Here is a 22,726-nt window from a genome sequence, read left to right as displayed (position 1 = left end):
CTCACTCCTTGCCCGAACCGCGCACGGCGGCAAGGCTGTCAGCCAGCGTCGGCACCTGCAGCGTGCCCGCCGTCGCGCGCACCTGCGACAGTTGATTCTGCACCGTGGTCACGCGCGAAGACTGCGTATCAAAGTAGCGCGCGAGCAGCGTATCGGCACGCCCCAGGTCGGCGCGGAACACGGCGTCATTGCGCGAGAGCAATGCCAGGCGTGCATTCATCAGGCGCAGCTTGAGGTTTTCGCGCAAGAACCACGCTTGGTCCGAAGACAGCAGCAATGCCTCGGTCTGGTCGACGCGGCGCACCTGTACGATCTGGCCGAGTTCGTCGCGCACGTCGCTCCACAGGCGGCCCCACCAGGCACGCACGCCAGCCGACCATCCGGCGTTTGACGGCGTCGATGCAACCGGCGCCGACGCGGCCGCAGCATGCGCCTTGGCATTCTTCGTGGGTTTCGCGGCCGCATGCGGCGCCTGCGCAGCCTGTTCCGCCTCCAGCGGCTGGGCCGACGAGATGAGCGGCAGCGTGTCTACAGCGTTGATGGCGTCATCCAACCGCAGCGTCGCACCCGCCAGATCAAACGACGGCATCGCCTTGAGCTTGGCCATGTCGCGCGATACCGCCCGGCGCACGGCGTTGAACTGCGGCTTGTCGAGCGTGGCCAGGCGCGCGTCGACCGTTTGCAGCGCAGCCAGCGCGCCGGCGACATTGCCCGTCAGTTGTAGTTGCTCGGCGGTGACTTCCAGCGAACGCTGGATCTCGGCGCGCTGCCAGTCATCGCGATTGCGCAGAAGGTCTTGGTTGGCCTGCTCCAGCGCGGCTTGGCGATCGCGCGTTTCAGCGGTACGGGCATCCAGCGCACCGAATTTCTGTTGCAGCTGGGAAACCGAATCCTGATCCGCGCGCGACAGCACGCGCATCTCCTGCGCCAGCGCTTCGTTCGTCTGGGCGTGCTGACGGATCTCGCGCGCCAGGCGCTCGTTGCGCACCTGCAGCGCGGCCACCGCTGCCACAACCGCAACCAGCACCACCCAGATCAGCCAACCGCCACGGCGCGGCGCATGGTTGACCGTCATGGTGGGCGCAAACGCAGCCGGCGGAGCAGCAGGCGCTGGGGCCGGGCTCGGCTTGGCTGCCGCGGATGCGGGCGCTGGTGTCGAAGCAGGGGCAGAAGCGGGAGCCGCCGAGGGAACGGGAGTCTGCGTCACAGTGGAAGAAGAAGTAGACGGGTTTGATTCAGCCGACACCGCTGCCGGGGCATGCTCGGCTGCCGATACCGGCCCGGCCCACGCGAGCACGCTGGCGAGGAGCCGGTCGTCGCCGGCGCCGGTGAGCGTCACGTCGCGAAAGCCCAGCGATTTGGCTTGTTCGACGATGCGGGCGTGCGAAGCAAAGCATGGCGCGCCGTGCAGCGTATCCAGATCGGCGGGCGACAGATTGGCGCGGGCCAGTTCATCGAGATTACGGACGGCCTCGGAGCTGGTGAGCGTCCAGGCATGGCGGGCCGAAAGCACGGCACGTAACGCGAGCCACGCAGCGGCATCGGGCACCGGCACGCTGCGGCGATAGGCTTCCACCGTGCGGACCGATGCGCCGGCTTCGCGCAGTTGATCGGCCAACCATTCGCGGCCACCGTTGCCCCGCACGATCAGCACCTCCCGGCCGCTCAACGCGGGCACATCCAGCCGCGCGTACAGCGCTTCGGAATCCTGGCGTGCGTCGTCGGCATGCGTGTCGGGTTTGATCACACGGTGCGCCGGCGGAGCAACGCCGTGCGTGGCAAGTGCCTGTGCGCTCGCGGGGCCCACCACCGCTACCGGCACCTCCTGCGGCCAGCGGAAACCTTCCGACATGGCGGCAAATGCCTGTTGCACGGCGTTGGGGCTGACGAACACGACCAGTGCGTAGCGTGAAGGATCGCGCAGTGCGGCACGCAAGTCGTCGAGATTGGGCGTCGGCGCAATGTCGAGCAGTGGAAACTGGTGCGTACGCAGGCCGTGGCGCTCAAGCGCCGCCACCAGCATGGGCGCCTGCGCGCGCGGACGCGTGACCACCACCACGGGCGGGGTTGCCGATTGAACAGGCGGCGTGCTGGATGCGGGCGACGATGGTGACAAGCGCAGTGGCAAGTGGTCGTCCATGGCGAGCCGTGGGAGTTAGGTAGCGGGTGGGGCGTCGGCGCCCAGCATGGCAAGGATGTCGCGTGCGCCGCCGGCCAGCATCTGCTGGGCGACGCGCACGCCCAGCGCGTCCGCTTCGGCCTGCGTGGATGGCGTCGCCTCGCCGTCTGCGGCAAGTTTGCGGGTGCCGTCCTGCGAAGCGACAAAGGCGCGCAGGCGCAGCGTGCCGGTATCCGACCACTGCGCAAACGAAGCCAGTGGCACCTGGCAGGAACCGCCGAGGATGCGCGAAACGGCGCGTTCAGCCGTCACGGCCAGCGCGGTGGGGTCATCGTGCAGCGGCGCGAGACACGCTCGTACGTCTGCACGATCGGCGCGAATCTCGATGCCGAGTGCACCCTGCCCTGCTGCCGGCAGCGATTCTTCCGGCGCGATGGTCGAGCGGATACGATCAGCCAGGCCAAGGCGTTTAAGCCCGGCAGCAGCCAGGATGATGGCGGCGTAGTCGCCACGATCAAGCTTGCCGAGGCGAGTATCGAGGTTGCCCCGCAGCGGCTGGATGACCAGATGCGGGAAGCGCGCCCGCAGTGAAGCTTCACGGCGCAGGCTGGACGTGCCCACGACGGCGCCGGCCGGCAGCGAGGCCAAATCGGCGTAGTCGTTGGAAACAAAGGCGTCGCGCGGATCTTCGCGTTCGAGGACGGCCGAAAGCGCAAAGCCTTCGGGCAATTCCATCGGCACATCCTTGAGCGAATGCACGGCGAGATCGGCACGTCCCTCGGCCAGCGCGACTTCCAGTTCCTTCACGAACAAACCTTTGCCCCCCACCTTCGCGAGGGAGCGGTCGAGAATCTGGTCGCCGCGCGTGGTCATTCCAAGGATGGACACGTCGCACGCGGGATAGTATTTTTGCAATGCAGCACGCACGTGTTCGGCTTGCCAAAGGGCAAGCCGGCTTTCGCGCGAGGCAATGACCAGCTTGGTCGGCGCCTGGGCTGCAGGAGTCGTTGCAAGCTGGGATTGACGGGAAGTCGGGCGGGCGTTGGAAGACATGCGGCAATGGTAGCACGCAGCTTTTTCGCGACAGTCCGGCTATCACGTTGAAGTGATGCAGAAAAGAGGGCCGTTCAGGCACCTTACCTACCCAACCTAGGAGACACCATGACGCAGCCCGCCGCGCGCCGCGCTTCCTCGCGCGCGACCACAGCCCGCAAGCCTTCCGCCGCCCCCGCCAAGACCAGCAAGGCCCCGAAGGCCATCAAGGCTGCCAAGCCCGCCTCCAAACCGGTGACCAAGGCCAATGGTGCGGACGAAGCCAACGGCGCATCACTCGGTCCCACTTCCCGACGCTCGTCGGGCAGCGCCGCGGCCAAGGATCAGCCGCTGAAGGAAGACATCCGCTTTCTCGGGCGCCTGCTGGGCGACGTGCTGCGTGACCAGGAAGGCGGCACCGTCTTCGAAACGGTCGAGACCATCCGCCAGACTGCCGTGCGCTTCCGCCGCGACGGCGACCGTCAGGCCGAGCAGGATCTCGACCGGCTGCTGAAGACGCTCTCGCGCGACCAAACCACGTCGGTGGTGCGCGCCTTCAGCTATTTCTCGCACCTGGCGAACATCGCTGAAGACCAGCACCACAATCGCCGCCGCCGCGTGCATGCGCTGGCTGGATCGCCGCCGCAGCCGGGCAGCCTGATGCGCGCGCTGCTGTCGGCCGCCGATGAAGGCCTGTCGGGCGACGTGCTGCGCCGATTCTTCGAAACCGCGCTGATCGTGCCGGTGCTGACCGCCCACCCGACCGAGGTGCAGCGCAAGAGCACGCTCGATGCACAACGCGAAATCGCCCGCCTGCTGGCCGAGCGCGACGCACCGCTCACCACGCGCGAGCGCGAACGCAACACCGCGCTGCTGCGTTCCCATGTCACAAAGCTGTGGCAAACGCGCATGCTGCGCACCACGCGCCTGATGGTCGCCGACGAGATCGAGAACGCGCTGTCGTACTACAAAACCACCTTCCTGCGCGAAATTCCCGCGCTGTACCGCGAACTGGAAGAAGACATTGCGACCGCGTTCCCGCGTCGCGGCGCACGCGGCGAACCGGCACCGCTGCCGCCCTTCTTCCAGATGGGCTCGTGGATCGGCGGCGACCGCGACGGCAACCCGTTCGTCACCGCGACGACGTTGCGCGACGCCGCACGCAAGCAGGCGAGCGTGATCCTCGCGTGGTACCTGGAAGAGATCCACGCGCTGGGTGCGGAGCTGTCGATGTCGACGTCGCTGGTGGATGTCAGCGCAGAGCTGCAAGCGTTGGCCGAGCGCTCACCCGACCATTCCGAACACCGCGTGGACGAGCCGTACCGCCGTGCGCTGATTGGCGTCTATGCGCGCCTGGCAGCCACGTGCCACGAACTGACGGGCGAAGACGCTGGCCGCCACGCCGTCGGCCCCGCTCCGGCTTACGGCAACGCAGAAGAACTGCGTGCCGACATCCAGATCGTCATCGATTCCTTGGCGGCGCACCACGGCGAGGTGCTGGCCGACGCACGGCTGGCATCGCTGGCGCGCGCGATTGATGTGTTCGGCTTCCACCTGTCGTCAATCGACCTGCGGCAGGTGTCGGACGTGCACGAAGCGACCGTCGCCGAGCTGCTGAAGGTTGCGGGTGTGGAAGGCGCCTATGCGGCGCTGTCCGAGGCCGACAAACGCACGCTGCTGCTGCGTGAGCTGCAACAGCCGCGCGTGCTGACGTTGCCGTTCCACGCATACAGCGAGCAGACCACGTCGGAGATCGACATCTTCCGCGCCGCCCGCGAAGTGCGTGCCCGCTACGGCAATCGCATCGTGCGCAACTACATCATTTCGCACACCGAGACGCTGTCCGATCTGCTGGAAGTGATGCTGCTGCAGAAGGAAGCCGGCATGTTCCGCACGGGCGCCAATGGCAGCGGCAGCGCCGCGCTGGATGTAATGGTGATCCCGTTGTTCGAAACCATCGAAGACTTGCGCAACGCGCCGGAAATCATGGCCGACCTGCTTGCCCTGCCCGGCTTCGATGCCGTGCTGGCGGCGCAGGGCAACGAGCAGGAAGTGATGCTCGGCTATTCGGATTCGAACAAGGACGGCGGTTTCCTCACCTCCAACTGGGAGCTGTACAAGGCCGAGCTGGCGCTGGTGGATCTGTTCGAGCGCAAGGGCGTGCGCCTGCGCTTGTTCCATGGCCGCGGCGGCACGGTCGGCCGAGGCGGCGGCCCGACCTACCAGGCCATCCTGTCGCAGCCGCCGGGCACGGTGAATGGGCAGATCCGCCTGACCGAGCAGGGCGAAATCATCTCCAGCAAGTTCGCCAATCCTGAGATCGGTCGGCGCAACCTGGAAACCATCGTCGCGGCCACGCTGGAAGCGACACTGCTGCCCACGCGCAACCGGCCGAAGGGCCTGGAAGATTTCGAAGCCGCCATGCAGGCGCTGTCGGACAACGCCTTTGCCGCGTACCGCAACCTCGTCTACGAAACCCCGGGCTTCAAGGACTACTTCTTCGCCACCACGCCGATCACCGAGATTGCTGACCTGAACCTCGGTTCACGCCCGGCCTCGCGCAAGCTGATGGACAAGAAACACCGCCGCATTGAAGACCTGCGCGCGATTCCGTGGGGCTTCTCGTGGGGCCAATGCCGTCTGCTGCTGCCGGGCTGGTTCGGCTTTGGCAGCGCGGTGCAGCGCTGGCTCGATGACGCTGGCAACGCCAAGGCCCGCGCCGCGCGCCTGGCCACGCTCAAGCGCATGCACAAGCAGTGGCCGTTCTTTGCGAACCTGCTCTCGAACATGGACATGGTGCTGTCCAAGGCCGATCTGAACGTGGCGTCACGCTACGCGCAGTTGTGTGATGACCGCAAGCTGCGTAACGCGGTGTTCTCGCGCATCTCGGCGGAGTTCACGTTGACCGAGCAGATGCTGGCAGCCATCACGGGGCAGTCGGAGCGCTTGGCCGACAACCCGCTGCTGGCGCGTTCCATCAAGAACCGCTTCCCGTACCTCGACCCGCTGAATCACCTGCAGGTCGAACTGCTCAAGCGCTTCCGCTCGGGCAAGGCCGGCAGCGACGATGCGCGTGTGCGGCGCGGCATCCATCTGTCGATCAACGGGATTGCCGCGGGGCTTCGCAATAGCGGCTGATCAGGCAGCCAGCGCGGTGGCGGCCGGGCGACGGCTGATCCACGCCATCGCCATCGCGCCGGCGTACGACAGCGTCATCAGGCCGAACACCAGCGGCGAGGCATGCGCCAGACCGGGCACCACCGTGACGACCGCGCCCGCCGCTGCCACGCCCAGCAAACTCCCGGTCTGCCGCGCGGCGTTGAGCAACCCCGACGCCGTGCCGGCCAACTCGCCCGGCGCCGCAGACAGGATGGTCGACGTCATGGGCGCAATCGCCAGCGCGGTGCCGCCGCCGTAAGCCATCATCGTTGCACTCACCACCCAGATGTGCACTTGGCCGGTCAGTGCAGCCGACGTTGCCAGCAAACCCGCTGCGCCGATCACGAGGCCACTCAGCATCATCGTCGGCGTAGAAAAACGCGCCATCAGCTTGCCCGCGAAGATGTTGCCCGCCGACAGGCTCACCGCCATTGGCAGCATGACCAGGCCGGTCTGGCGTGCGCTCAGGTGTTCGACATTCTGCAAATGCAGGCTCAGCACGAACAACGCGCCGTAATAGCCGAAGTTCAGCAGAAACCCCACGCCGTTGACCGCGCCCAGCGTGCGATGCCCCAGCCAGGCCAGCGGCACCAGTGGCGCACGCGCCCGGCGTTCGACCAAGACGAACAGCACCCCGGCCACCACCGTCAACAGCGCGGTACCCCACACCCACGGCGATTGCGCGCCGCGCACCGGCCATTCAATCGCGGCAAAACACAGCGCTGCGAGCATCACCGCGCTCGTCACCTGCCCCGCCCAGTCGAACGGCTTGGCGCGCGCAGGCTGCACGTGACGCACGATGACCCATGTGCCCAGCATGCCGACCACGCCCAGTGGCACGTTGATCAGGAAGGCACTGCGCCAGCCATATGTGTCGACCAGCACGCCGCCCAGCGCCGGGCCCACGGCCGCGGCGGTCGCGACGATGGCGCCCCACAGGCCAATGGCCCAGGCGCGCTCGCGCGGGTCTTCAAACGTGCTGCGAATGAGCGATAGCGAACTCGGCAGAAACATCGCCGCCCCGACGCCCTGCAGGATGCGGGCGGCAATCAACGTGGCCACTGAAGGTGCCAGCCCGCAGCCGGCCGAGGCCACGATGAACACCGCCATCCCCGCCATGAACACCGTGCGCGCGCCAATGCGGTCGCTCAGCAAACCGCCCGTGAGGATGAAGGCGGCAAAGGCGAGCGTGTAGGCGTCAACAATCCAGGCAAGTTCTGCGACGCTGCTGTGCAAGCTGTCGCGCATGGCGATGAGCGCCACGTTGACCACGGTCGTATCGAGCACCGCCATGAACACACCCGACGTGAGAATGCCCAGCGTTGCGTTGCGGCGCCAGCGGCTGAGATCGGGTTGCAAGTCAGCCGAGGGAGTGACGCACATGGTGTTGGCGTGGCATGAAGACATGGCGGAACCGTTTGGAAATTTCATGCAGCCAAGTGTAGGCTGGAGAGCGCATGCAAAAAAGCAGCGTTTTTGCATCGCAACGCTGCAAATTTGCATCACTCATCTACGCATATTCGGAGCCCGACGTGAACTGGGACAACGGACGCTTTTTCCTGGCGGTAGCGCGCACCTGTACGCTGCGCGGTGCGGCCCAGCGCCTGGGCGTGGATCAGGCCACGGTGGGCCGCCGCATCGCAGCGCTGGAAGACGAGCTATCGGCCAAGCTCTTCCTGCGGACGTCGACCGCGCTGGTGCTCACACCGGCCGGCGAAGCGCTGATCGGGCCGGCCGAAGCAATGGAGCAGGCGGCACACACCATCGAGCGCCGCGTTGCCGGCATCGACGACCAACTCGCCGGCACGATCCGAGTGGCCACGACCGACACGATGGCAGCCACCTTTGTGTTGCCGGCCATCGCGCAGCTGCGGCAGCAGCATCCGGGCATCGACGTCGTCTGCATGGCGTCCAAGAGCATTGCCAACCTGACCAAGCGCGAAGCCGACGTGGCCGTGCGCACGCTGCGCCCGGATTCACCAGACCTCATCGCGCGGCGCATCGGCCAAATGGAAACCGGTATCTATGCGAGCCGCAGCTACGTCGCCGCGCGCGGCGAGCCTGAGGAAGGGACGGCCTTTGCGGGGCACGACCTGGTGCTTTACCCGCGCAACGAAGTGCCGTGGATGTGGGAGGACCTCTGCGGCGAGCCGATCACGCGCGGGCGCGTCGTCTTGCAGAGCAACTCGGCGCTGGCGCTGTTCGAGGCGGTGGCCGCAGGCATTGGGATCACCGAGCTGGTTTGCCGCCGCGCGCAAGCGTATCCACAACTGGTGCGCGTACTGCCAAACCGTCGGAGCATGCAGGACGTCTGGCTCGTCACGCACGCCGATCTGCACAAGACCGCGCGCGTGCGGGCCTTGCTCGATTGCATCGTCGAAGCATTCGACGCGCACAAAAAAACCGCCACACCGTAACGAGCAGCCGGTGTGGCGGCCCAACAAACCCTTTAGCTGATGAACGCCACCGGCACCGGGTCTTCACCCAGCACCGAGAGCAGCACCGCCCAATGCATTGCCTCGTCGCCCAGGATGCTGGCGGCGGCCTTGGTCAGGTCGCGCGTGTAGAAATTCGGCATCACGCCCAGGTAGGCCGAAGTGGCGCCCTTTTCCAGCCCGGCGGCAAAACGCAGCACGTCGGCCTGCGTCTTGAGCTGGCTGACCGGGAAGTTGTATTCCGCCACCTTCTTCTCCATGACCGGCGTACCACCCAGTTTGGACACCGTTCCCGCCAGCACCGCCGCGTGTGCCTTGTGGTGGCCCTGGAACTTCACAGCCGTCGCCAGCACGGGCTTTTGCAACAAGCCGCTTTCTGCGCCCACCTGATATGCGGCGATGGCTTGGTACTCCAGCCCAAGCGCCACGTTCAGGATGTTGATGTCGTCTTTCACGCTGCCTGATTGGGTCTGCGCCCAGGCAGGCATCGACTGGCCCAGCGACACCGCCGCCAGCGAACCCAGCGCCATCAGCCCCGGCGCGCGCAGCAGCACGCGGCGGCGCGCGTCGATGCGCGGGCTGTCACTCTCCAACTGATCCATCTCTTTGGTTGTGTCCATCGTCGGTCTCCTTGCATATGTGGGGAAAAGCGCGATCCGTGCGGTGCGTGATGGGAATCGCGGGCGTTTGTCCAGCGCCTGATCTCTTGTACGAAGCGCGCGCCCAACTGGATGCAAATACCTCAGCACCTTTCACGTGAATTCCCCCGGCAACCACGGTTTCTACTTACACTCTGGGCAGGACCGTCCACAAAAAGCTGCCCCGTGCTCACCTTCCAGCGCACCGCCGACGACCACGCCGCGCAAGACGCCGATCCGCCGACGGCGGCCGCGGCAGCTCGCTCCCAAAGCGCCGACGCGGAAGAGCTGGCGGCGTTGCTGCAGCGCATCGGCCTGGGTGACCGCGACGCCCTGCGCACGCTATATACGCGCTGCGCACCGAAACTGTTTGGGCTCGCGCTGCGTATCTTGGTCAGGAAGGACTGGGCCGAGGACGTCTTGCAAGAAAGCTTCGTCAACATCTGGCGCCATGCCGGCGATTACCGCCCGCATCTGGCCGCCCCCATGACGTGGATGACCACGATCGTGCGCAACCGTGCACTCGATTGCCTGCGCCGGCAGCGTGCCGAGCGCGTGCAGGAATCCGTGCCGCTGGATGACACCTACGCCGATGTCCTGGCCGACCACGCCCCTGGCCCGGCGGACCTCGCGCTCGCCGGCCAGCAAGCCCGCGCGCTGGCCGAATGCCTCAAGCGCCTGGACCCAAAGCAGCGCGAAGTCGTGTCGCTCGCCTATCTGCGTGACCTGTCGCACAGCGAGCTGGCACAAGCGCTGTCACTGCCGCTGGGCACCGTCAAATCCTGGATGCGGCGCGGGTTGGACCGCCTGCGCGAATGCCTCGGAGCACCGTGATGGACCCGCGCCGACACCCCGATCTCGTCGACAAGCTGGCCGCCGAATACGCGGTCGGAACATTGCGTGACGGCGCACGCCGCCGATTCGAGCAGATCATTCGCCACGACGACGCCGTGCGCGCCACGGTCGAACGCTGGCAGCGCTATCTGGCCGACCTGCCGGCGCTCCAGCCAGCCACGGTGCCGCTGCCGGAAATTCTCTGCCGGGTTGAAGTGCAACTCGGCTGGCGCGAGCCGGCGCCGCCGCGGAAAGCGGTCTGGCAGCGGCTCTGGCAAGGTACCGGCTTCTGGCGCGGCGCCACCGCAGTCGCGGCGGTGGTTGCGGCGGTGGCGATCGGGCTGAACCTGAGGCTGGCGCAGCAATTGCGCGAGGCGCCTGTCGCCAACGCCGTGGCCGTGCTGCAGGACGCGAAGGCCCAGGCGGCCGTCCTCGTCACCTGGGATGCGCGCACCGGCACGCTATCGCTCAAACGGCTGGACGCAACGCCGCTCAACACTGAACAGGCCTTGCAGCTCTGGGCGCTGCCGCCCGGCGGGCATCCTCAGTCACTTGGGGTGATCGGGCACCAGCGCGCCGTGCGGCTGACGGTGGCGCAGCCGTTGCGGCAGGTCCCCGCACTGGCCATCAGCGTGGAACCGCGTGGCGGCTCGCCCAATCCGGAGGGACCGACCGGCCCCGTGGTATTCAAGGGTGCACTGATCGACAGCACGCTGTAGCCGGCTCTGGCGCGGGGGCTGAAAGTCCCGGCGGGCGATATAATCGCGGTTTCCTGAATTTGCGGCTGGCCCCTCCTGCTAGCCGCCTCCTCCAGCAGTCCGCCCATGACCTCCCAACTCGCCAAGAAGGCCGAAGCGTGGTCCGCCCGCTTTAACGAGCCGGTGTCCGATCTCGTCAAGCGCTATACCGCGTCGGTGTTCTTCGACAAGCGCCTCGCACTGTTCGACATCCAGGGCTCGCTCGCGCACGCCGCCATGCTCGCCAAGCAAGGCATCATCGCTGAAGCCGACCGCGCCGCCATCGAAAAGGGCATGGCGCAGATCCGCCAGGAGATCGAAGCCGGCACGTTCGAGTGGAAGCTGGACCTGGAAGACGTGCACCTGAACATCGAAGCGCGTCTGACCGCCATGGCGGGCGACGCCGGCAAGCGCCTGCACACGGGCCGCTCGCGCAACGACCAGGTTGCCACCGACATCCGCCTGTGGCTGCGCAGCGAGATCGACAACATCGTCGGGCTGCTCAAGGCCCTGCGCAGCGCGCTGCTGGACTTGGCCGAACAGCACACCAACACCATCGTCCCGGGCTTCACGCACTTGCAGGTCGCGCAACCGGTGGTGTTCGGCCATCACCTGCTGGCCTACGTCGAGATGTTCACCCGCGACACCGAGCGCATGCTGGACGCCCGCAAGCGCGTCAACCGCCTGCCGCTGGGCGCCGCGGCGCTGGCTGGTACGAGCTACCCGATCAACCGTGAATTCGTCGCCCAGCAACTCGGCTTTGACGGCGTGTGCCGCAACTCGCTGGACGCCGTGTCCGACCGCGACTTCGCCATCGAATTCTGCGCCGCCGCCGCGCTCGTCATGACCCACGTCTCGCGCTTCTCTGAAGAGCTGGTGCTGTGGATGAGCCCGCGTGTGGGCTTTATCGACATTGCGGACCGCTTCTGCACCGGCAGCTCGATCATGCCGCAGAAGAAAAACCCCGACGTGCCCGAACTGGCGCGCGGCAAGACCGGCCGCGTCAATGGCCACCTGATCGGCCTGCTCACGCTGATGAAGGGCCAACCGCTGGCCTACAACAAGGACAACCAGGAAGACAAGGAACCGCTGTTCGACACCGTGGATACCGTGGTCGACACGCTGCGCATCTTTGCCGACATGGTGCCAGGCATCACCGTCAAGGCCGACGCGATGCGCGCCGCAGCTCTGCAGGGCTACGCCACCGCCACCGATCTGGCCGACTACCTCGTCAAGCGTGGCCTGCCCTTCCGCGATGCACACGAAGCCGTGGCGCACGCGGTGCGCGCGTGCGACGACCTGCGCTGTGATTTGGCAGACCTGTCCGTGGCACAACTGCGCGACATCTGCGGCCTGGGCGACAAGTCCGATCTGATCAGCGACGATGTGCACGCCGTGCTGACGCTGGAAGGCTCGGTCGCCTCGCGCAACCACATCGGCGGAACGGCGCCGGAGCAGGTGAAGCAAGCCATTGCGTTTGCTCGGGCGGCGCTGGCGGAATAATCTGCCGCACGCTGCAAACAAAAACGCCGCGCTGATTCAGCGCGGCGTTTTGTTTTTGTGCAGCTGAAACTCAGCGCACGCAGTCGACGAAATACCCCATCTTGCCGTCGACCTCTTCCTCGACCAAGCCGTGAATGTCGGTCTCGAAGCCCGGGAACAGCTTGTTGAACTCGCGAGCGAATTGCAGGTACTGCACGATCGTCTTGTTGAAGCGTTCGCCCGGAATCAGCAGCGGAATACCCGGGGGATACGGCGTCAGCAGGATGGCGGTGATGCGGCCTTCCAGGTCGTCGATTGCCACGCGCTCGGTTTCACGGTGAGCCATCTTGGCCCAGGCGTCCGACGGCTTCATCGCCGGTTCCATGTTCGACAGGTACATCTCCGTCGTCACGCGAGCCACGTCGTTGGCCTGGTAGACGCTGTGGATGCTGTCGCACAGCTCACGCAGGCCGATGCGCTCGTACTGCGGGAACTGGCGCACGAACTCCGGCAACACGCGCCACAGCGGCTGGTTGTTGTCGTAATCGTCCTTGAATTGCTGCAGCTCGGTCACCATCGAGTTCCAGCGGCCCTTCGTGATGCCGATGGTGAACATGATGAAGAACGAGTAGAGACCGGTCTTCTCGACGATGATGCCGTGCTCAGCCAGGTAACGCGTCACGATGGCGGCCGGGATTCCCGAGTCGCTGAACTTGCCGTCCACGTCCAGGCCCGGGGTGATGATGGTGGCCTTGATCGGATCAAGCAGGTTGAAGTCTTCGGCCAGGTTGCCAAAGCCGTGCCAACGCTCGTTGGCCTTCAGCATCCACGCTTCGCGGTCTTCGATGCCTTCGTCGGACAGGTCGTTCGGGCCCCAGACCTTGAACCACCAGTCGTCGCCACGTCCACTGCCGCCATTCGTGCCGACGTATTCCTGTTCCACCTTGCGCATGGCGCGGCGGAAGTCCAGCGCTTCGGCGATGCTCTCCTCCACCAGCGCAGTACCGCCCGGCGCCTCCATCATCGCCGCGGCCACGTCGCATGAAGCGATGATCGAATATTGCGGGCTCGTCGACGTGTGCATCAGATACGCCTCATTGAAGCGGTACGTATCGAGCTTGCGCGTTTCGGAATCCTGCACGAGGATCTGCGAGGCCTGCGACAAGCCGGCCAGCAGCTTGTGCGTGCTCTGCGTGGCAAACACCAGCGCGTCCTTGCTGCGCGGGCGGCCGTGACCAATGGCGTGCATGTCCTCGTAGAACGGGTGGAACGACGCATGCGGCAGCCACGCTTCATCAAAGTGCAGCGTGTCGATTTCGGTCGACAGCATGTTCTTGATCATCTCGGCGTTGTACAGCACGCCGTCGTACGTGCCCTGCGTGATGGTGAGGATGCGCGGCTTCTTGTTCTTGGCCTGGCTGGCGAACGGGTGATCGGCGATCTTCTTGGCAATCGTTTCGGGCTCGAACTCGCTCTTCGGGATCGGGCCGATGATGCCGAAATGGTTGCGCGTCGGCATCAGGAACACGGGGATCGCCCCCGTCATCATGATCGCGTGCAGGATCGACTTGTGGCAGTTGCGGTCCACCACCACGATGTCGCCGGGCGCCACGTTGGCGTGCCACACCATCTTGTTCGACGTCGACGTGCCGTTGGTCACGAAGAACATGTGATCCGAACCGAAGATGCGCGCAGCGTTGCGTTCAGACGCGGCCACCGGGCCCGTGTGGTCAAGCAACTGGCCGAGTTCTTCCACGGCGTTGCAGACGTCGGCGCGCAGCATGTTCTCGCCGAAGAACTGGTGGAACACTTGCCCCACCGGGCTCTTCAGGAACGCCACGCCGCCCGAGTGCCCCGGGCAATGCCACGAATACGAGCTGTCCTGCGCGTAGTCGATCAGCGCCTTGAAGAACGGCGGCGGCAGTGAATCCAGGTAGTTGCGCGCTTCACGAATGATGTGTCGGGCCACGAACTCGGGCGTGTCCTCGAACATGTGAATGAAGCCGTGCAGCTCGCGCAGCACGTCGTTCGGCAGATGGCGCGAGGTGCGCGTTTCGCCGTACAGGAAGATGGGAATGTCGGCGTTGCGGCGACGCACCTCGGCCACGAAGGAGCGCAGGTTTTCTACCGCTTCCGGTTCGGGCTTGTCGTTGTCCGGGTTGATGAATTCATCGTCGTCGATCGAGACGATGAAGGTAGAGGCACGGCTCGACTGTTGGGCGAACGAGGTCAGGTCACCATAGCTGGTGAGGCCAGTAACCTCCATCCCCTCCTGCTCGATGGCCTGGGCCAGCGCGCGAATGCCCGACCCGGAGATGTTCTCGGAGCGGAAGTCCTCGTCAATGATGATGACGGGAAAGCGGAATTTCATCGTGGTTCCTTATGGATGAAGCTAAAGGCACCGCTCCGGATACGCCTGAACGCGCGGAAACGGACTACAAAAACTAGGTCTTGGGCAGCGTCACACCGTGCTGGCCTTGATACTTGCCACCACGATCCTTGTACGAGGTTTCGCATTCCTCGTCGCTCTCGAAGAACAGCACCTGCGCGCAGCCTTCGCCGGCGTAGATCTTGGCGGGCAGCGGCGTGGTGTTGGAGAACTCCAGCGTCACGTAGCCTTCCCATTCGGGCTCGAACGGCGTGACGTTCACGATGATCCCGCAGCGCGCGTACGTGCTCTTGCCCAGACACACGGTCAGCACCGTGCGCGGGATGCGGAAATACTCCATCGTGCGGGCCAGCGCGAACGAGTTCGGCGGGATGATGCACACATCGCCCTTGAAGTCGACAAACGACTTCTCGTCGAAGTTCTTCGGATCGACGATGGTGCTGTTGATGTTGGTGAAGATCTTGAATTCGTCGGCGCAACGGATGTCGTAGCCGTAGCTCGACGTGCCGTAGGAAACAATGCGGCGCCCTTCGGATTCGCGCACCTGACCGGGCTCGAACGGCTCGATCATGCCGTGCTGCTCGGCCATGCGGCGGATCCACTTGTCGGATTTGATGCTCATGGAGCGTCCAGATACCTTGGATGAACAAATGGGGGCAGGCTTCGCGGTGCGAAAACTGTCCCCATTTGGTCACGCCAGCAGGCCGGCCCGCGGCTGGGGCCGGTTTGGAACGCGGATTGTACTCCCAAACCTGTGACGGAAAACCCCGTGGCGGCTGATGGCTTGCGCGGGCCTTATCCGAACAAACGCGGGCAGATCAGCGGCCGGATTCCGCCGCCTGGGGCAGCTCCCCGCGCGGCCCGACCGTGCCGGCCACCTCCGGCTCGGCCACAAAACGGTCCCGCCCCGTGTAGAGCAGAAAGTGCCGCCCAGTGCACCGCGCAAACAGCGCCAGATTGACCCGCTGCGCCATCTGGTGGCCCATCTGCGTGACCCCCGAGCGCGACAGCAGGAACGGAATGCCCATCTGCGCGCCCTTGATGACCATCTCGGAGGTCAGGCGGCCGGTGGTGTAGAAGATCTTGTCGCCGCCGCCCATTCCCTCAAGCCACATGAGGCCGGCGATGGCGTCCACGGCATTGTGGCGGCCCACGTCTTCGATGAAGTGCAGCAGTCCGCCGTGCACATCGAACAGCGCGCAGCCATGCACCGACCCCGCTTGCTTGTAGATCGACTGCTGCAGGCGGATGGTGTCGACCACGCGATACAGCGTGGTCTGCGTCATGCGCGCGTCGGACGGCAGATGGATGGCGTCGATCTCGTCCATCAGCGAGCCGAACACGGTGCCCTGCCCGCAACCGGTGGTCACGGTGCGGCGGGCGGTCTTCTCATCCAGGTCTGCAATGCCGCCGCGCGTGGTGACGGCAGCGGATTCGGTTTCCCAGTCGACCTGGATGGAGGCGATGTCGTCGATGCTGCTGACCAGGCGCTGGTTACGCAGATAGCCGAGTACGAGCGCTTCGGGCGCGCCGCCCAGCGTCATCAGCGTGACCAGTTCGCGCTTGTCGAGGTAGACGGTGAGCGGGCGTTCACCGGGGATGTAGACATTGCGGGCGCGGCCCAGCTCGTCGAGCACTTCAACCTCGTCGAGCAGCGGAACGGAAGCGTTGGTCAGTTCAGGGCGCAGCGGCATCAATGTCTTCGTTCAAATAAAAATGCGCACGGCAAGCGTGCGCATGGTGCGGCTGGTACCTGCGCGAGCAGGTACCGCGTGCGGGCGATCAGTTCGCCACGATCACGCCGCAAGCGATGCGCCCGCCGGAATTGCCGGTGGGCTGGGTCATGTAGTCGTCCTTGCCTGCGTGGACGATCAGCGCATGGCCGACCAGGCTCGTGGGCCCAGGCGACAGCGTCACGCCGGAAAGAACGATCGAGCCGACGGCCTTGCCGTTGGCATCGGATTGCAGCATCGGAATGTCGCCGGCGTGGTGTGCGCCGTGGCGCGGATCACCGTGCTGCTGGCCGGTCGGGTTGAAGTGGCCGCCGGCGCTATTGCCATCCGCCGACGAGCAATCGCCCTTCTCATGCACGTGGAAACCGAACATGCCGTTGGCCGGCAAACCAGAAATATCCACGGCGATGGCAACCCGATTGTCGCCTTGCTGCGCGAGCTTCACGCTGCCTTGCACGGTACTGCCGCTCTTGGGTGCCAGCACGGCCGAGGCCGCCATGGCGCCGTCACCAGCATTAGCCGCCTTGGCCGTCGACGCTGAGTTCGATGCGCAGCCAGCCATCAGGCCGATCGCGGCGAGTGCAATCACGAGTTGCTTCATGTGTCACCTCCAGTCAGGGTTCACTCGGGGAGCGGACGATTGTACTGCCGGATGATGAACACGCAACATTGGCAACAGCGGTTCACCCTTTGGCCGCTGGTGCAGATGCTGGAGGCATGGGTGCGACAAACGGCCCGGGGTCAACGCACGGCGCGCCCGGTTGCGTATGCGCAGCCTTGCCGCCGGCCTGGTAGGACGCCGCCACCTTGTCCTGGGCCTTGCACGTCTGGAACGCGGCCACCTTGTCACCCCAGGCTGCCTTGGCCTTCGCCAGAACGGCCTGTGCCTTCTGTTCTTCCGTCGGTGCCGGCAGCTTGGCGCCGGCCAGTCCGCTTGTCAGGCTCAGCATGGCGGCAGCAAGTGCCATACCTGCGGCGCGGCTCAGAGCGGATGCATGCATGGTGAGGTTCCTTGATTCGGTGGCGGTCGATGGCGTCATGACTTGGCGGGCTGCTCGCTCGGCGCCGGCGGCGCAGGCGGTTGAGTCCGCTGCGCGGGGATCTTGCCGGCCTTGACGTCGTCGTACCAAAGCTCGTGATGCTCCTTCGCCCAGGCCTCGTCGACATAGCCATCACGCATTGCGCGGTAAGCCCCTTCCATCCCGACCGTGCCCATGTAGATGTGGCCCAGCGACATGCAGATCATGCCCACCGCCGCAATGGCGTGAATGACCTCGGCCAGTTGCATCGTGCTGCGGTAGTAATCCACGCCCGGGACGATGCGATCGAGCGTCCAGCCCGAGGCCGACAGGATCAGCCCGAACACGACGAGCCCGCCCCAGAACCAGAGCTTCTCGCCGGCATTGAAGCGGTGCGACGGCACTTCGGCGCCGTGCTCGCCGGCAAACATGCCGCCCAAGCTCAGCAGCCATTTCATGTCGCCGCGGCGCGGCAGGTTGTCCCCCACCCACATCACGAAGGCCAAGATGATGCTGACCGTGAAGAGCGGCCCCACCAGGTTGTGGAGATTTTTCAATATGTACGTCAGCCAGCCGAACAACTGGTGCCCAAGGATCGGCAGCAGAAAATGCTTACCCCACAGCATGACGATGCCCGACACGCCCAGCGTGACGAAGGAAATCGCCATCGTCCAGTGCACATAGCGCTCGGTGGGCGTGAAGCGCTCGATCTTGCGGCCGGTGGGCGCTTCCTTCAGGGGAATCGTGCCGCGCCACAGGAAAAAGCCCAGGATGAGCAGTGGCACCAGCACCACGAGCCAACCACCCCACACGGTGATCACGCCGTTGCGGAACAGCCGCCATTTCTGCCCGGTGCGCTGGATCAGCACGCCGGCTTCCAGCCCGGGAATGCTGGCGTAATGGGCCTGATCGGAGTTGACCTCGCGCCAGACAGGTGCGTTGTTGCCGGGTCGCGTGACACGGCGTGCGGCCTGGTCTCGCGCCTCTTTGGCGAGATCGCGCTTCTGTAGATCAAATACGTTCTCCGAGACGACATTGGAGAACGGTTGCGCCGGTTGCACAGCCGGGTTGACGGGGGCATTGTTGGCGGCCGGCGCGCTGGCCGGCTGCTGAGCGCTCGCCAACGCCGCCGCTGCGCCGAGCAACACGGCCATCGCAAGGTGTTTCCAGGAAGTGCGCATGGACGAACCTCCGCTCGTACGTGTCATGGCGTCATGGCGTCTTGTTGTACTCGTTCTGGTATTGGCCGCGCGCGCGGATCTGGTTCTCCCAGCTCGTGCGGTCACCGGGCGTCCAGTTCTTGGCCATGAACGGATCGTCTTCCGCGCCCTTGTAGGCTGGCGCGTCGTCCTTGCGGTGCGAGGCAAAGGCGACTTGCGGGCGTTCGCCGCAGGCACCGAGCAACAGCGCAGCGCCCAGGGCGATCAGCAGGCTGGTCGATCGTGCTCTGGGGGTCATGATTTTGCTCCCGGCGTTGAAGCAGGCGCGGCCGGAGTAGCCGGCGCTGCCTGGCTGCCTTTGCCGTGCCCACCGCCGTAAGCCGTGCCCCATCCGAACAACTCAGCGCCCTTTCCGCGCTTCATGACCCGGTTACGCAGGATGTCGGAAATCACATCGCCATCGCCGCCCAGCAGCGCCTTCGTCGAGCACATTTCGGCGCACAGCGGCAGCTTGCCTTCAGCGAGGCGGTTGCGACCGTACTTCTCGAATTCTTCCTCGCTGCCGTTCTTCTCGGGGCCGCCCGCGCAGAACGTGCACTTGTCCATCTTGCCGCGCACGCCAAACGTACCTTGGCTGGGGAACTGCGGCGCGCCGAACGGGCACGCATACGAGCAGTAGCCGCAGCCGATGCAGACGTCTTTGTCGTGCAGCACCACGCCGTCCTCGGTGCGGTAGAAGCAGTCGACCGGGCAGACCGCCATGCACGGGGCATCGGAGCAATGCATGCACGCCACGGAGATGGACTTCTCCGCGCCGATCATGCCGTCGTTGATCGTGACCACGCGGCGCCGGTTCACGCCCCAGGGCACCTCGTGTTCGTTCTTGCAGGCCGTGGCGCAGGCGTTGCATTCGATGCAGCGCTCGCTGTCACAGATGAATTTCATGCGTGCCATGTTGATCTCCCCGTCCTTATGCGAACCGCTCGATCTGGCAGACCGTCGTTTTCGTTTCCTGCATCATCGTCACCGAGTCGTAGCCGTAGGTCGTGGCCGTGTTGACGGCCTCGCCACGCACGATCGGGTGGGCGCCTTCCGGGTAGTAATCGAGCAAGTCCTTGCCCTGCCACCAGCCCGAGAAGTGGAACGGGATGAAGGCGTGGTCCACACCCACGCGCTCCGTCACCAGCGCGCGCACCTTGATCTGGGCGCCGGTCGGCGTCTTGACCCAGACAAAATCGTTGTGACGAATACCGCGGTCGGCCGCGGCCTTCGGGTTGATCTCGACAAAGTTCTCCTGCTGCAGCTCGGCAAGCCACGGGTTGGAGCGCGTCTCTTCGCCGCCGCCCTCGTACTCCACCAGACGGCCGGAGGTGAGGATGATCGGGAATTTCTCGTGGACCTTGTTCTCGATATTGCGCTGCTGCACTGTCTTGTACAGGGTGGGCAAGCGCCAGAAAGCCTTCTTGTCGTCGTGCGTCGGGTACTTGGCGACCATGTCGGGCCGCGTCGAATACAGCGGCTCGCGGTGCTGCGGAATGCCATCGGGGAAGTTCCACACGATCGCTCGGGCCTTGGCGTTGCCGAACGGGTGGCAACCGTGCTTCATCGTCACGCGCTGGATGCCGCCGGACAAATCGGTCTTCCAGTTCTTGCCTTCAGCGGCCTTCTTCTCGGCGTCGGTCAGGTCGTCCCACCAGCCCAGTTTCTTGAGGAAGACGTGATCGAACTCGGGGTAGCCTGTCGTCAACTCCGAGCCCAGCGAGAACGAGCCATCTTCGGCCAGCAGGTTGACCCCGTCGCGCTCCACGCCAAAGTTGGCGCGGAAGTTGCCGCCGCCCTCCATCACATGCTTGCTTGTGTCGTACAGGTTGGGTGAGCCGGGATGCTTGAGTTCCGGCGTGCCGTAGCACGGCCAAGGCAGGCCGAAGTAATCGCCGGTGAGGTCGTAGCCGGTTTCGGCGTCCTTGCCGCCCTTGCAGCGCAGCGTGCGCACATCAAACAGATGCATGTTGCGCATGTGAGCCTTCAGGCGTTCCGGCGATTGCCCGGTGTAGCCGATCGTCCAGTTGCCGCGATTGATTTCACGCAGGATCGATTCGATCTCCGGCTCGCGCCACGTCATGCCGGCGCGTTTGTATTCGGTGATCTTGTAGTTCTTTGACAGCTCCTTGCCGAAGCCGAGCCGATCGGCAAACGCCTGCATGATCACGTGGTCCGGCTGCGATTCGAACAGCGGCTCGATCACCTTCTCGCGCCATTGCAGCGAGCGATTAGATGCGGTGCATGAGCCCGACGTTTCGAACTGCGTGGCGGCCGGCAGCAGGTAGACGGCACGGTTTGGATTGGGCGGCGTGCCGTCGGCGGCGGGCATGTTGGCCATGGCCGCCGTGGCCGACGGGTATGGGTCGATCACCACGAGCAGGTCGATCTTGTCGAGCGCACGCTTGATATCCATCCCGCGCGTTTGCGAGTTCGGCGCGTGGCCCCAGTAAAAGACGGCGCGCACGTTGTTGTCCTGATCGATCAGATCATTCTTCTCGAGCACCGCATCGGCCCACCGCGAAACCGTGGTGCCCGACTTTTCCATCATCGCCTGCGAGGCGAAGCGGCCTTTGATCCAGTCGTAATCGAGCCCCCACACGGAGGCGAAATGCTTCCACGCACCAGTAGCAAGCCCGTAATAGCCCGGTAGCGAATCGGGATTGGGGCCGACGTCGGTGGCGCCCTGCACGTTGTCGTGGCCGCGGAAGATATTGGCGCCACCGCCCGACTTGCCGATGTTGCCCAGGGCCAATTGCACGATGCACGATGCGCGCACGATGGCGTTGCCGATGGTGTGCTGCGTCTGGCCCATGCACCACACCAGCGTGCTGGGGCGATTCATCGCCATCATCTCGGCGACCTTGTGCACCTGTGCCTCAGGCACGCCGCACACTTCCTCGACCTTGTCCGGCGTCCACTTGGCGAGCACTTCTTCGCGCACCTTGTCCATGCCGTAGACACGGTCATGGATGTACTGCTTGTCTTCCCAGCCGTTCTTGAAGATGTGATACAGCACGCCAAACAGGAAGGCGATATCGGTGCCCGACCGGATCCGCACGTATTCATCGGACTTGGCCGCCGTGCGCGTGTAGCGCGGGTCGACCACGATGACCTTGCAGCCTGTTTCCTTGGCATGCAGCAGATGCAGCATCGACACAGGATGCGCCTCGGCGGCGTTCGAGCCGATGTACAACGCGCACTTGGCGTTCTGCATGTCGTTGTACGAATTCGTCATCGCGCCGTAGCCCCAGGTGTTGGCTACGCCGGCCACGGTGGTGCTATGGCAGATACGCGCCTGGTGGTCACAGTTGTTGGTGCCGAAGAACGACACCCACTTGCGCATGAGGTACGACTGCTCATTGCTGTGCTTGGACGAACCCACGAAGAAGAACGAATCCGGTCCGGTTTCCTGGCGGATCGTGTTCATCTTGGCGACGATCTCGTTGAGCGCCTGTTCCCAGCTGATGCGCTGGTAGCGGCCGTCCACGAGCTTCATTGGCGTCTTCAGGCGGTATTCACCGTGACCATGCTCGCGCAGGGCAGCACCTTTGGCACAGTGCGCACCCAGGTTGATCGGCGAGTCGAATACCGGTTCCTGGCGCACCCACACGCCGTTTTGCACCACGGCATCCACCGAGCAGCCGACCGAGCAGTGCGAGCACACCGTGCGGCGCACAACGATGTCGCCCTTGCCTTCGGCGGCCTGGGCCTCACCCACCACCGATTTCTTCACCAGCGAAAGCTGCGTCGCGGCCAGCCCTGCGCCAACTCCGATGCCGGAGCGCTTGAGGAAGGTGCGGCGGTCCATGGTGGGCAGTGCGCCGGCCAGGCTGCGGGCCAGACTGCCGGCAAGCGATGCGGCACTCTGGCCGTTTGAACGTCGGGCCGGTGCGGCTTTGGTGTCCTGTACCGCCGGTTTGCGGGTCAGAAGCATGAGGTCACCTGAG

Annotated in this window: 18 protein-coding genes; 5 read left to right on the top strand and 13 right to left on the bottom strand. The window is 65.1% G+C overall.

The annotated features are described in order from the left end of the window. Position 1 precedes the first annotated feature (1 nt). Positions 2 to 2,140 carry a fused uroporphyrinogen-III synthase HemD/membrane protein HemX gene (gene hemDX / locus DOD19_RS03310; RefSeq protein WP_112183975.1) on the bottom strand — a complete coding sequence of 713 codons (2,139 nt, stop codon included), beginning with the start codon at positions 2,138 to 2,140 and terminating at the stop codon, positions 2 to 4. Between the two features lie 15 nt (positions 2,141 to 2,155). Beyond that, positions 2,156 to 3,172, bottom strand: a complete 1,017-nt coding sequence (hemC, locus tag DOD19_RS03305) for a hydroxymethylbilane synthase (protein WP_112183973.1) — start codon at positions 3,170 to 3,172, stop codon at positions 2,156 to 2,158. 108 nt (positions 3,173 to 3,280) lie between these two features. On the opposite strand from hemC, the gene ppc reads away from it, so the two are divergent. Beyond that, complete coding sequence (gene ppc / locus DOD19_RS03300) at positions 3,281 to 6,289, top strand: phosphoenolpyruvate carboxylase (protein WP_112183971.1); 3,009 nt, start codon at positions 3,281 to 3,283, stop codon at positions 6,287 to 6,289. Here the strand turns inward: ppc and DOD19_RS03295 are convergent, their stop codons facing one another. Then, positions 6,290 to 7,693, bottom strand: coding sequence for an MFS transporter (locus DOD19_RS03295; RefSeq protein ID WP_239497963.1), 1,404 nt, complete (start codon positions 7,691 to 7,693; stop codon positions 6,290 to 6,292). A gap of 149 nt (positions 7,694 to 7,842) precedes the next feature. Between DOD19_RS03295 and DOD19_RS03290 the strand changes: the two genes are divergently transcribed. Then, on the top strand, positions 7,843 to 8,727 hold the full coding sequence (locus DOD19_RS03290) for a LysR family transcriptional regulator (protein WP_024975061.1): 885 nt from the start codon (positions 7,843 to 7,845) through the stop codon (positions 8,725 to 8,727). A gap of 32 nt (positions 8,728 to 8,759) precedes the next feature. Here the strand turns inward: DOD19_RS03290 and DOD19_RS03285 are convergent, their stop codons facing one another. Then, entirely contained in the window at positions 8,760 to 9,365 is a 606-nt protein-coding gene (locus DOD19_RS03285) for a ferritin-like domain-containing protein (protein ID WP_024975060.1), read from the bottom strand. Positions 9,366 to 9,569: 204 nt separating this feature from the next. Here DOD19_RS03285 and DOD19_RS03280 point away from each other — a divergent pair, with 204 nt between their 5' ends. From DOD19_RS03280 to argH, 3 genes are all read left to right on the top strand, one after another. Then, the gene (locus DOD19_RS03280; protein ID WP_024975059.1) at positions 9,570 to 10,217 is read left to right on the top strand and encodes a sigma-70 family RNA polymerase sigma factor; all 648 of its coding nucleotides are present in this window, start codon (positions 9,570 to 9,572) and stop codon (positions 10,215 to 10,217) included. Next, positions 10,217 to 10,936: an anti-sigma factor gene (locus DOD19_RS03275; RefSeq protein ID WP_112183967.1), complete on the top strand. Its 720-nt coding sequence runs from the start codon at positions 10,217 to 10,219 to the stop codon at positions 10,934 to 10,936. The genes DOD19_RS03280 and DOD19_RS03275 overlap by 1 nt, the downstream gene beginning before the upstream one ends. Before the next feature lie 105 nt (positions 10,937 to 11,041). Further along, entirely contained in the window at positions 11,042 to 12,457 is a 1,416-nt protein-coding gene (gene argH / locus DOD19_RS03270; RefSeq protein ID WP_024975057.1) for an argininosuccinate lyase, read from the top strand. Between the two features lie 70 nt (positions 12,458 to 12,527). On the opposite strand, the gene DOD19_RS03265 is transcribed toward argH, so the two are convergent. The 9 genes from DOD19_RS03265 to DOD19_RS03225 all read right to left on the bottom strand — a co-directional run bounded on the left by DOD19_RS03265 (position 12,528) and on the right by DOD19_RS03225 (position 22,713). Beyond that, positions 12,528 to 14,807 carry an arginine/lysine/ornithine decarboxylase gene (locus tag DOD19_RS03265; RefSeq protein ID WP_112183965.1) on the bottom strand — a complete coding sequence of 760 codons (2,280 nt, stop codon included), beginning with the start codon at positions 14,805 to 14,807 and terminating at the stop codon, positions 12,528 to 12,530. A gap of 73 nt (positions 14,808 to 14,880) precedes the next feature. Beyond that, a complete protein-coding gene (dcd, locus tag DOD19_RS03260) occupies positions 14,881 to 15,447 on the bottom strand; it encodes a dCTP deaminase (protein ID WP_012762552.1) in 567 nt (188 codons plus the stop codon). A 196-nt stretch (positions 15,448 to 15,643) separates the two neighbouring features. Then, a complete protein-coding gene (locus DOD19_RS03255) occupies positions 15,644 to 16,519 on the bottom strand; it encodes a formate dehydrogenase accessory sulfurtransferase FdhD (RefSeq protein WP_112183964.1) in 876 nt (291 codons plus the stop codon). Between the two features lie 88 nt (positions 16,520 to 16,607). Continuing rightward, positions 16,608 to 17,159, bottom strand: coding sequence for a superoxide dismutase family protein (locus DOD19_RS03250; protein ID WP_024975054.1), 552 nt, complete (start codon positions 17,157 to 17,159; stop codon positions 16,608 to 16,610). Between the two features lie 82 nt (positions 17,160 to 17,241). Beyond that, complete coding sequence (locus DOD19_RS03245; RefSeq protein WP_024975053.1) at positions 17,242 to 17,559, bottom strand: hypothetical protein; 318 nt, start codon at positions 17,557 to 17,559, stop codon at positions 17,242 to 17,244. 35 nt (positions 17,560 to 17,594) lie between these two features. Continuing rightward, a complete protein-coding gene (locus DOD19_RS03240) occupies positions 17,595 to 18,758 on the bottom strand; it encodes a formate dehydrogenase subunit gamma (RefSeq protein ID WP_024975052.1) in 1,164 nt (387 codons plus the stop codon). A gap of 31 nt (positions 18,759 to 18,789) precedes the next feature. Next, a complete protein-coding gene (locus DOD19_RS03235; protein WP_024975051.1) occupies positions 18,790 to 19,035 on the bottom strand; it encodes a hypothetical protein in 246 nt (81 codons plus the stop codon). Further along, complete coding sequence (fdh3B, locus tag DOD19_RS03230; RefSeq protein WP_024975050.1) at positions 19,032 to 19,691, bottom strand: formate dehydrogenase FDH3 subunit beta; 660 nt, start codon at positions 19,689 to 19,691, stop codon at positions 19,032 to 19,034. The genes DOD19_RS03235 and fdh3B overlap by 4 nt, the downstream gene beginning before the upstream one ends. Positions 19,692 to 19,707: 16 nt before the next feature. Beyond that, positions 19,708 to 22,713, bottom strand: a complete 3,006-nt coding sequence (locus tag DOD19_RS03225; RefSeq protein ID WP_024975049.1) for a molybdopterin-dependent oxidoreductase — start codon at positions 22,711 to 22,713, stop codon at positions 19,708 to 19,710. Positions 22,714 to 22,726: the final 13 nt, after the last annotated feature.

This window comes from Ralstonia sp. GX3-BWBA, assembly GCF_003290055.1.
Classification (GTDB): Bacteria; Pseudomonadota; Gammaproteobacteria; order Burkholderiales; family Burkholderiaceae; genus Ralstonia; species Ralstonia holmesii.
This window is presented reverse-complemented; position numbering and strand designations above follow the sequence as displayed.

Bases quoted from the DNA above. Each gene is read 5' to 3' on its own strand.
- DOD19_RS03250 (WP_024975054.1), bottom strand. From the start codon at position 17,159: ATGAAGCAACTCGTGATTGCACTCGCCGCGATCGGCCTGATGGCTGGC.
- dcd (WP_012762552.1), bottom strand. From the start codon at position 15,447: ATGAGCATCAAATCCGACAAGTGGATCCGCCGCATGGCCGAGCAGCAC.
- ppc (WP_112183971.1), top strand. From the start codon at position 3,281: ATGACGCAGCCCGCCGCGCGCCGCGCTTCCTCGCGCGCGACCACAGCC.
- hemC (WP_112183973.1), bottom strand. From the start codon at position 3,172: ATGTCTTCCAACGCCCGCCCGACTTCCCGTCAATCCCAGCTTGCAACG.
- DOD19_RS03295 (WP_239497963.1), bottom strand. From the start codon at position 7,693: ATGTGCGTCACTCCCTCGGCTGACTTGCAACCCGATCTCAGCCGCTGG.
- DOD19_RS03225 (WP_024975049.1), bottom strand. From the start codon at position 22,713: ATGCTTCTGACCCGCAAACCGGCGGTACAGGACACCAAAGCCGCACCG.
- hemDX (WP_112183975.1), bottom strand. From the start codon at position 2,140: ATGGACGACCACTTGCCACTGCGCTTGTCACCATCGTCGCCCGCATCC.
- DOD19_RS03240 (WP_024975052.1), bottom strand. From the start codon at position 18,758: ATGCGCACTTCCTGGAAACACCTTGCGATGGCCGTGTTGCTCGGCGCA.
- DOD19_RS03265 (WP_112183965.1), bottom strand. From the start codon at position 14,807: ATGAAATTCCGCTTTCCCGTCATCATCATTGACGAGGACTTCCGCTCC.
- DOD19_RS03245 (WP_024975053.1), bottom strand. From the start codon at position 17,559: ATGCATGCATCCGCTCTGAGCCGCGCCGCAGGTATGGCACTTGCTGCC.
- fdh3B (WP_024975050.1), bottom strand. From the start codon at position 19,691: ATGGCACGCATGAAATTCATCTGTGACAGCGAGCGCTGCATCGAATGC.
- DOD19_RS03255 (WP_112183964.1), bottom strand. From the start codon at position 16,519: ATGCCGCTGCGCCCTGAACTGACCAACGCTTCCGTTCCGCTGCTCGAC.
- DOD19_RS03235 (WP_024975051.1), bottom strand. From the start codon at position 19,035: ATGACCCCCAGAGCACGATCGACCAGCCTGCTGATCGCCCTGGGCGCT.
- argH (WP_024975057.1), top strand. From the start codon at position 11,042: ATGACCTCCCAACTCGCCAAGAAGGCCGAAGCGTGGTCCGCCCGCTTT.
- DOD19_RS03275 (WP_112183967.1), top strand. From the start codon at position 10,217: ATGGACCCGCGCCGACACCCCGATCTCGTCGACAAGCTGGCCGCCGAA.
- DOD19_RS03285 (WP_024975060.1), bottom strand. From the start codon at position 9,365: ATGGACACAACCAAAGAGATGGATCAGTTGGAGAGTGACAGCCCGCGC.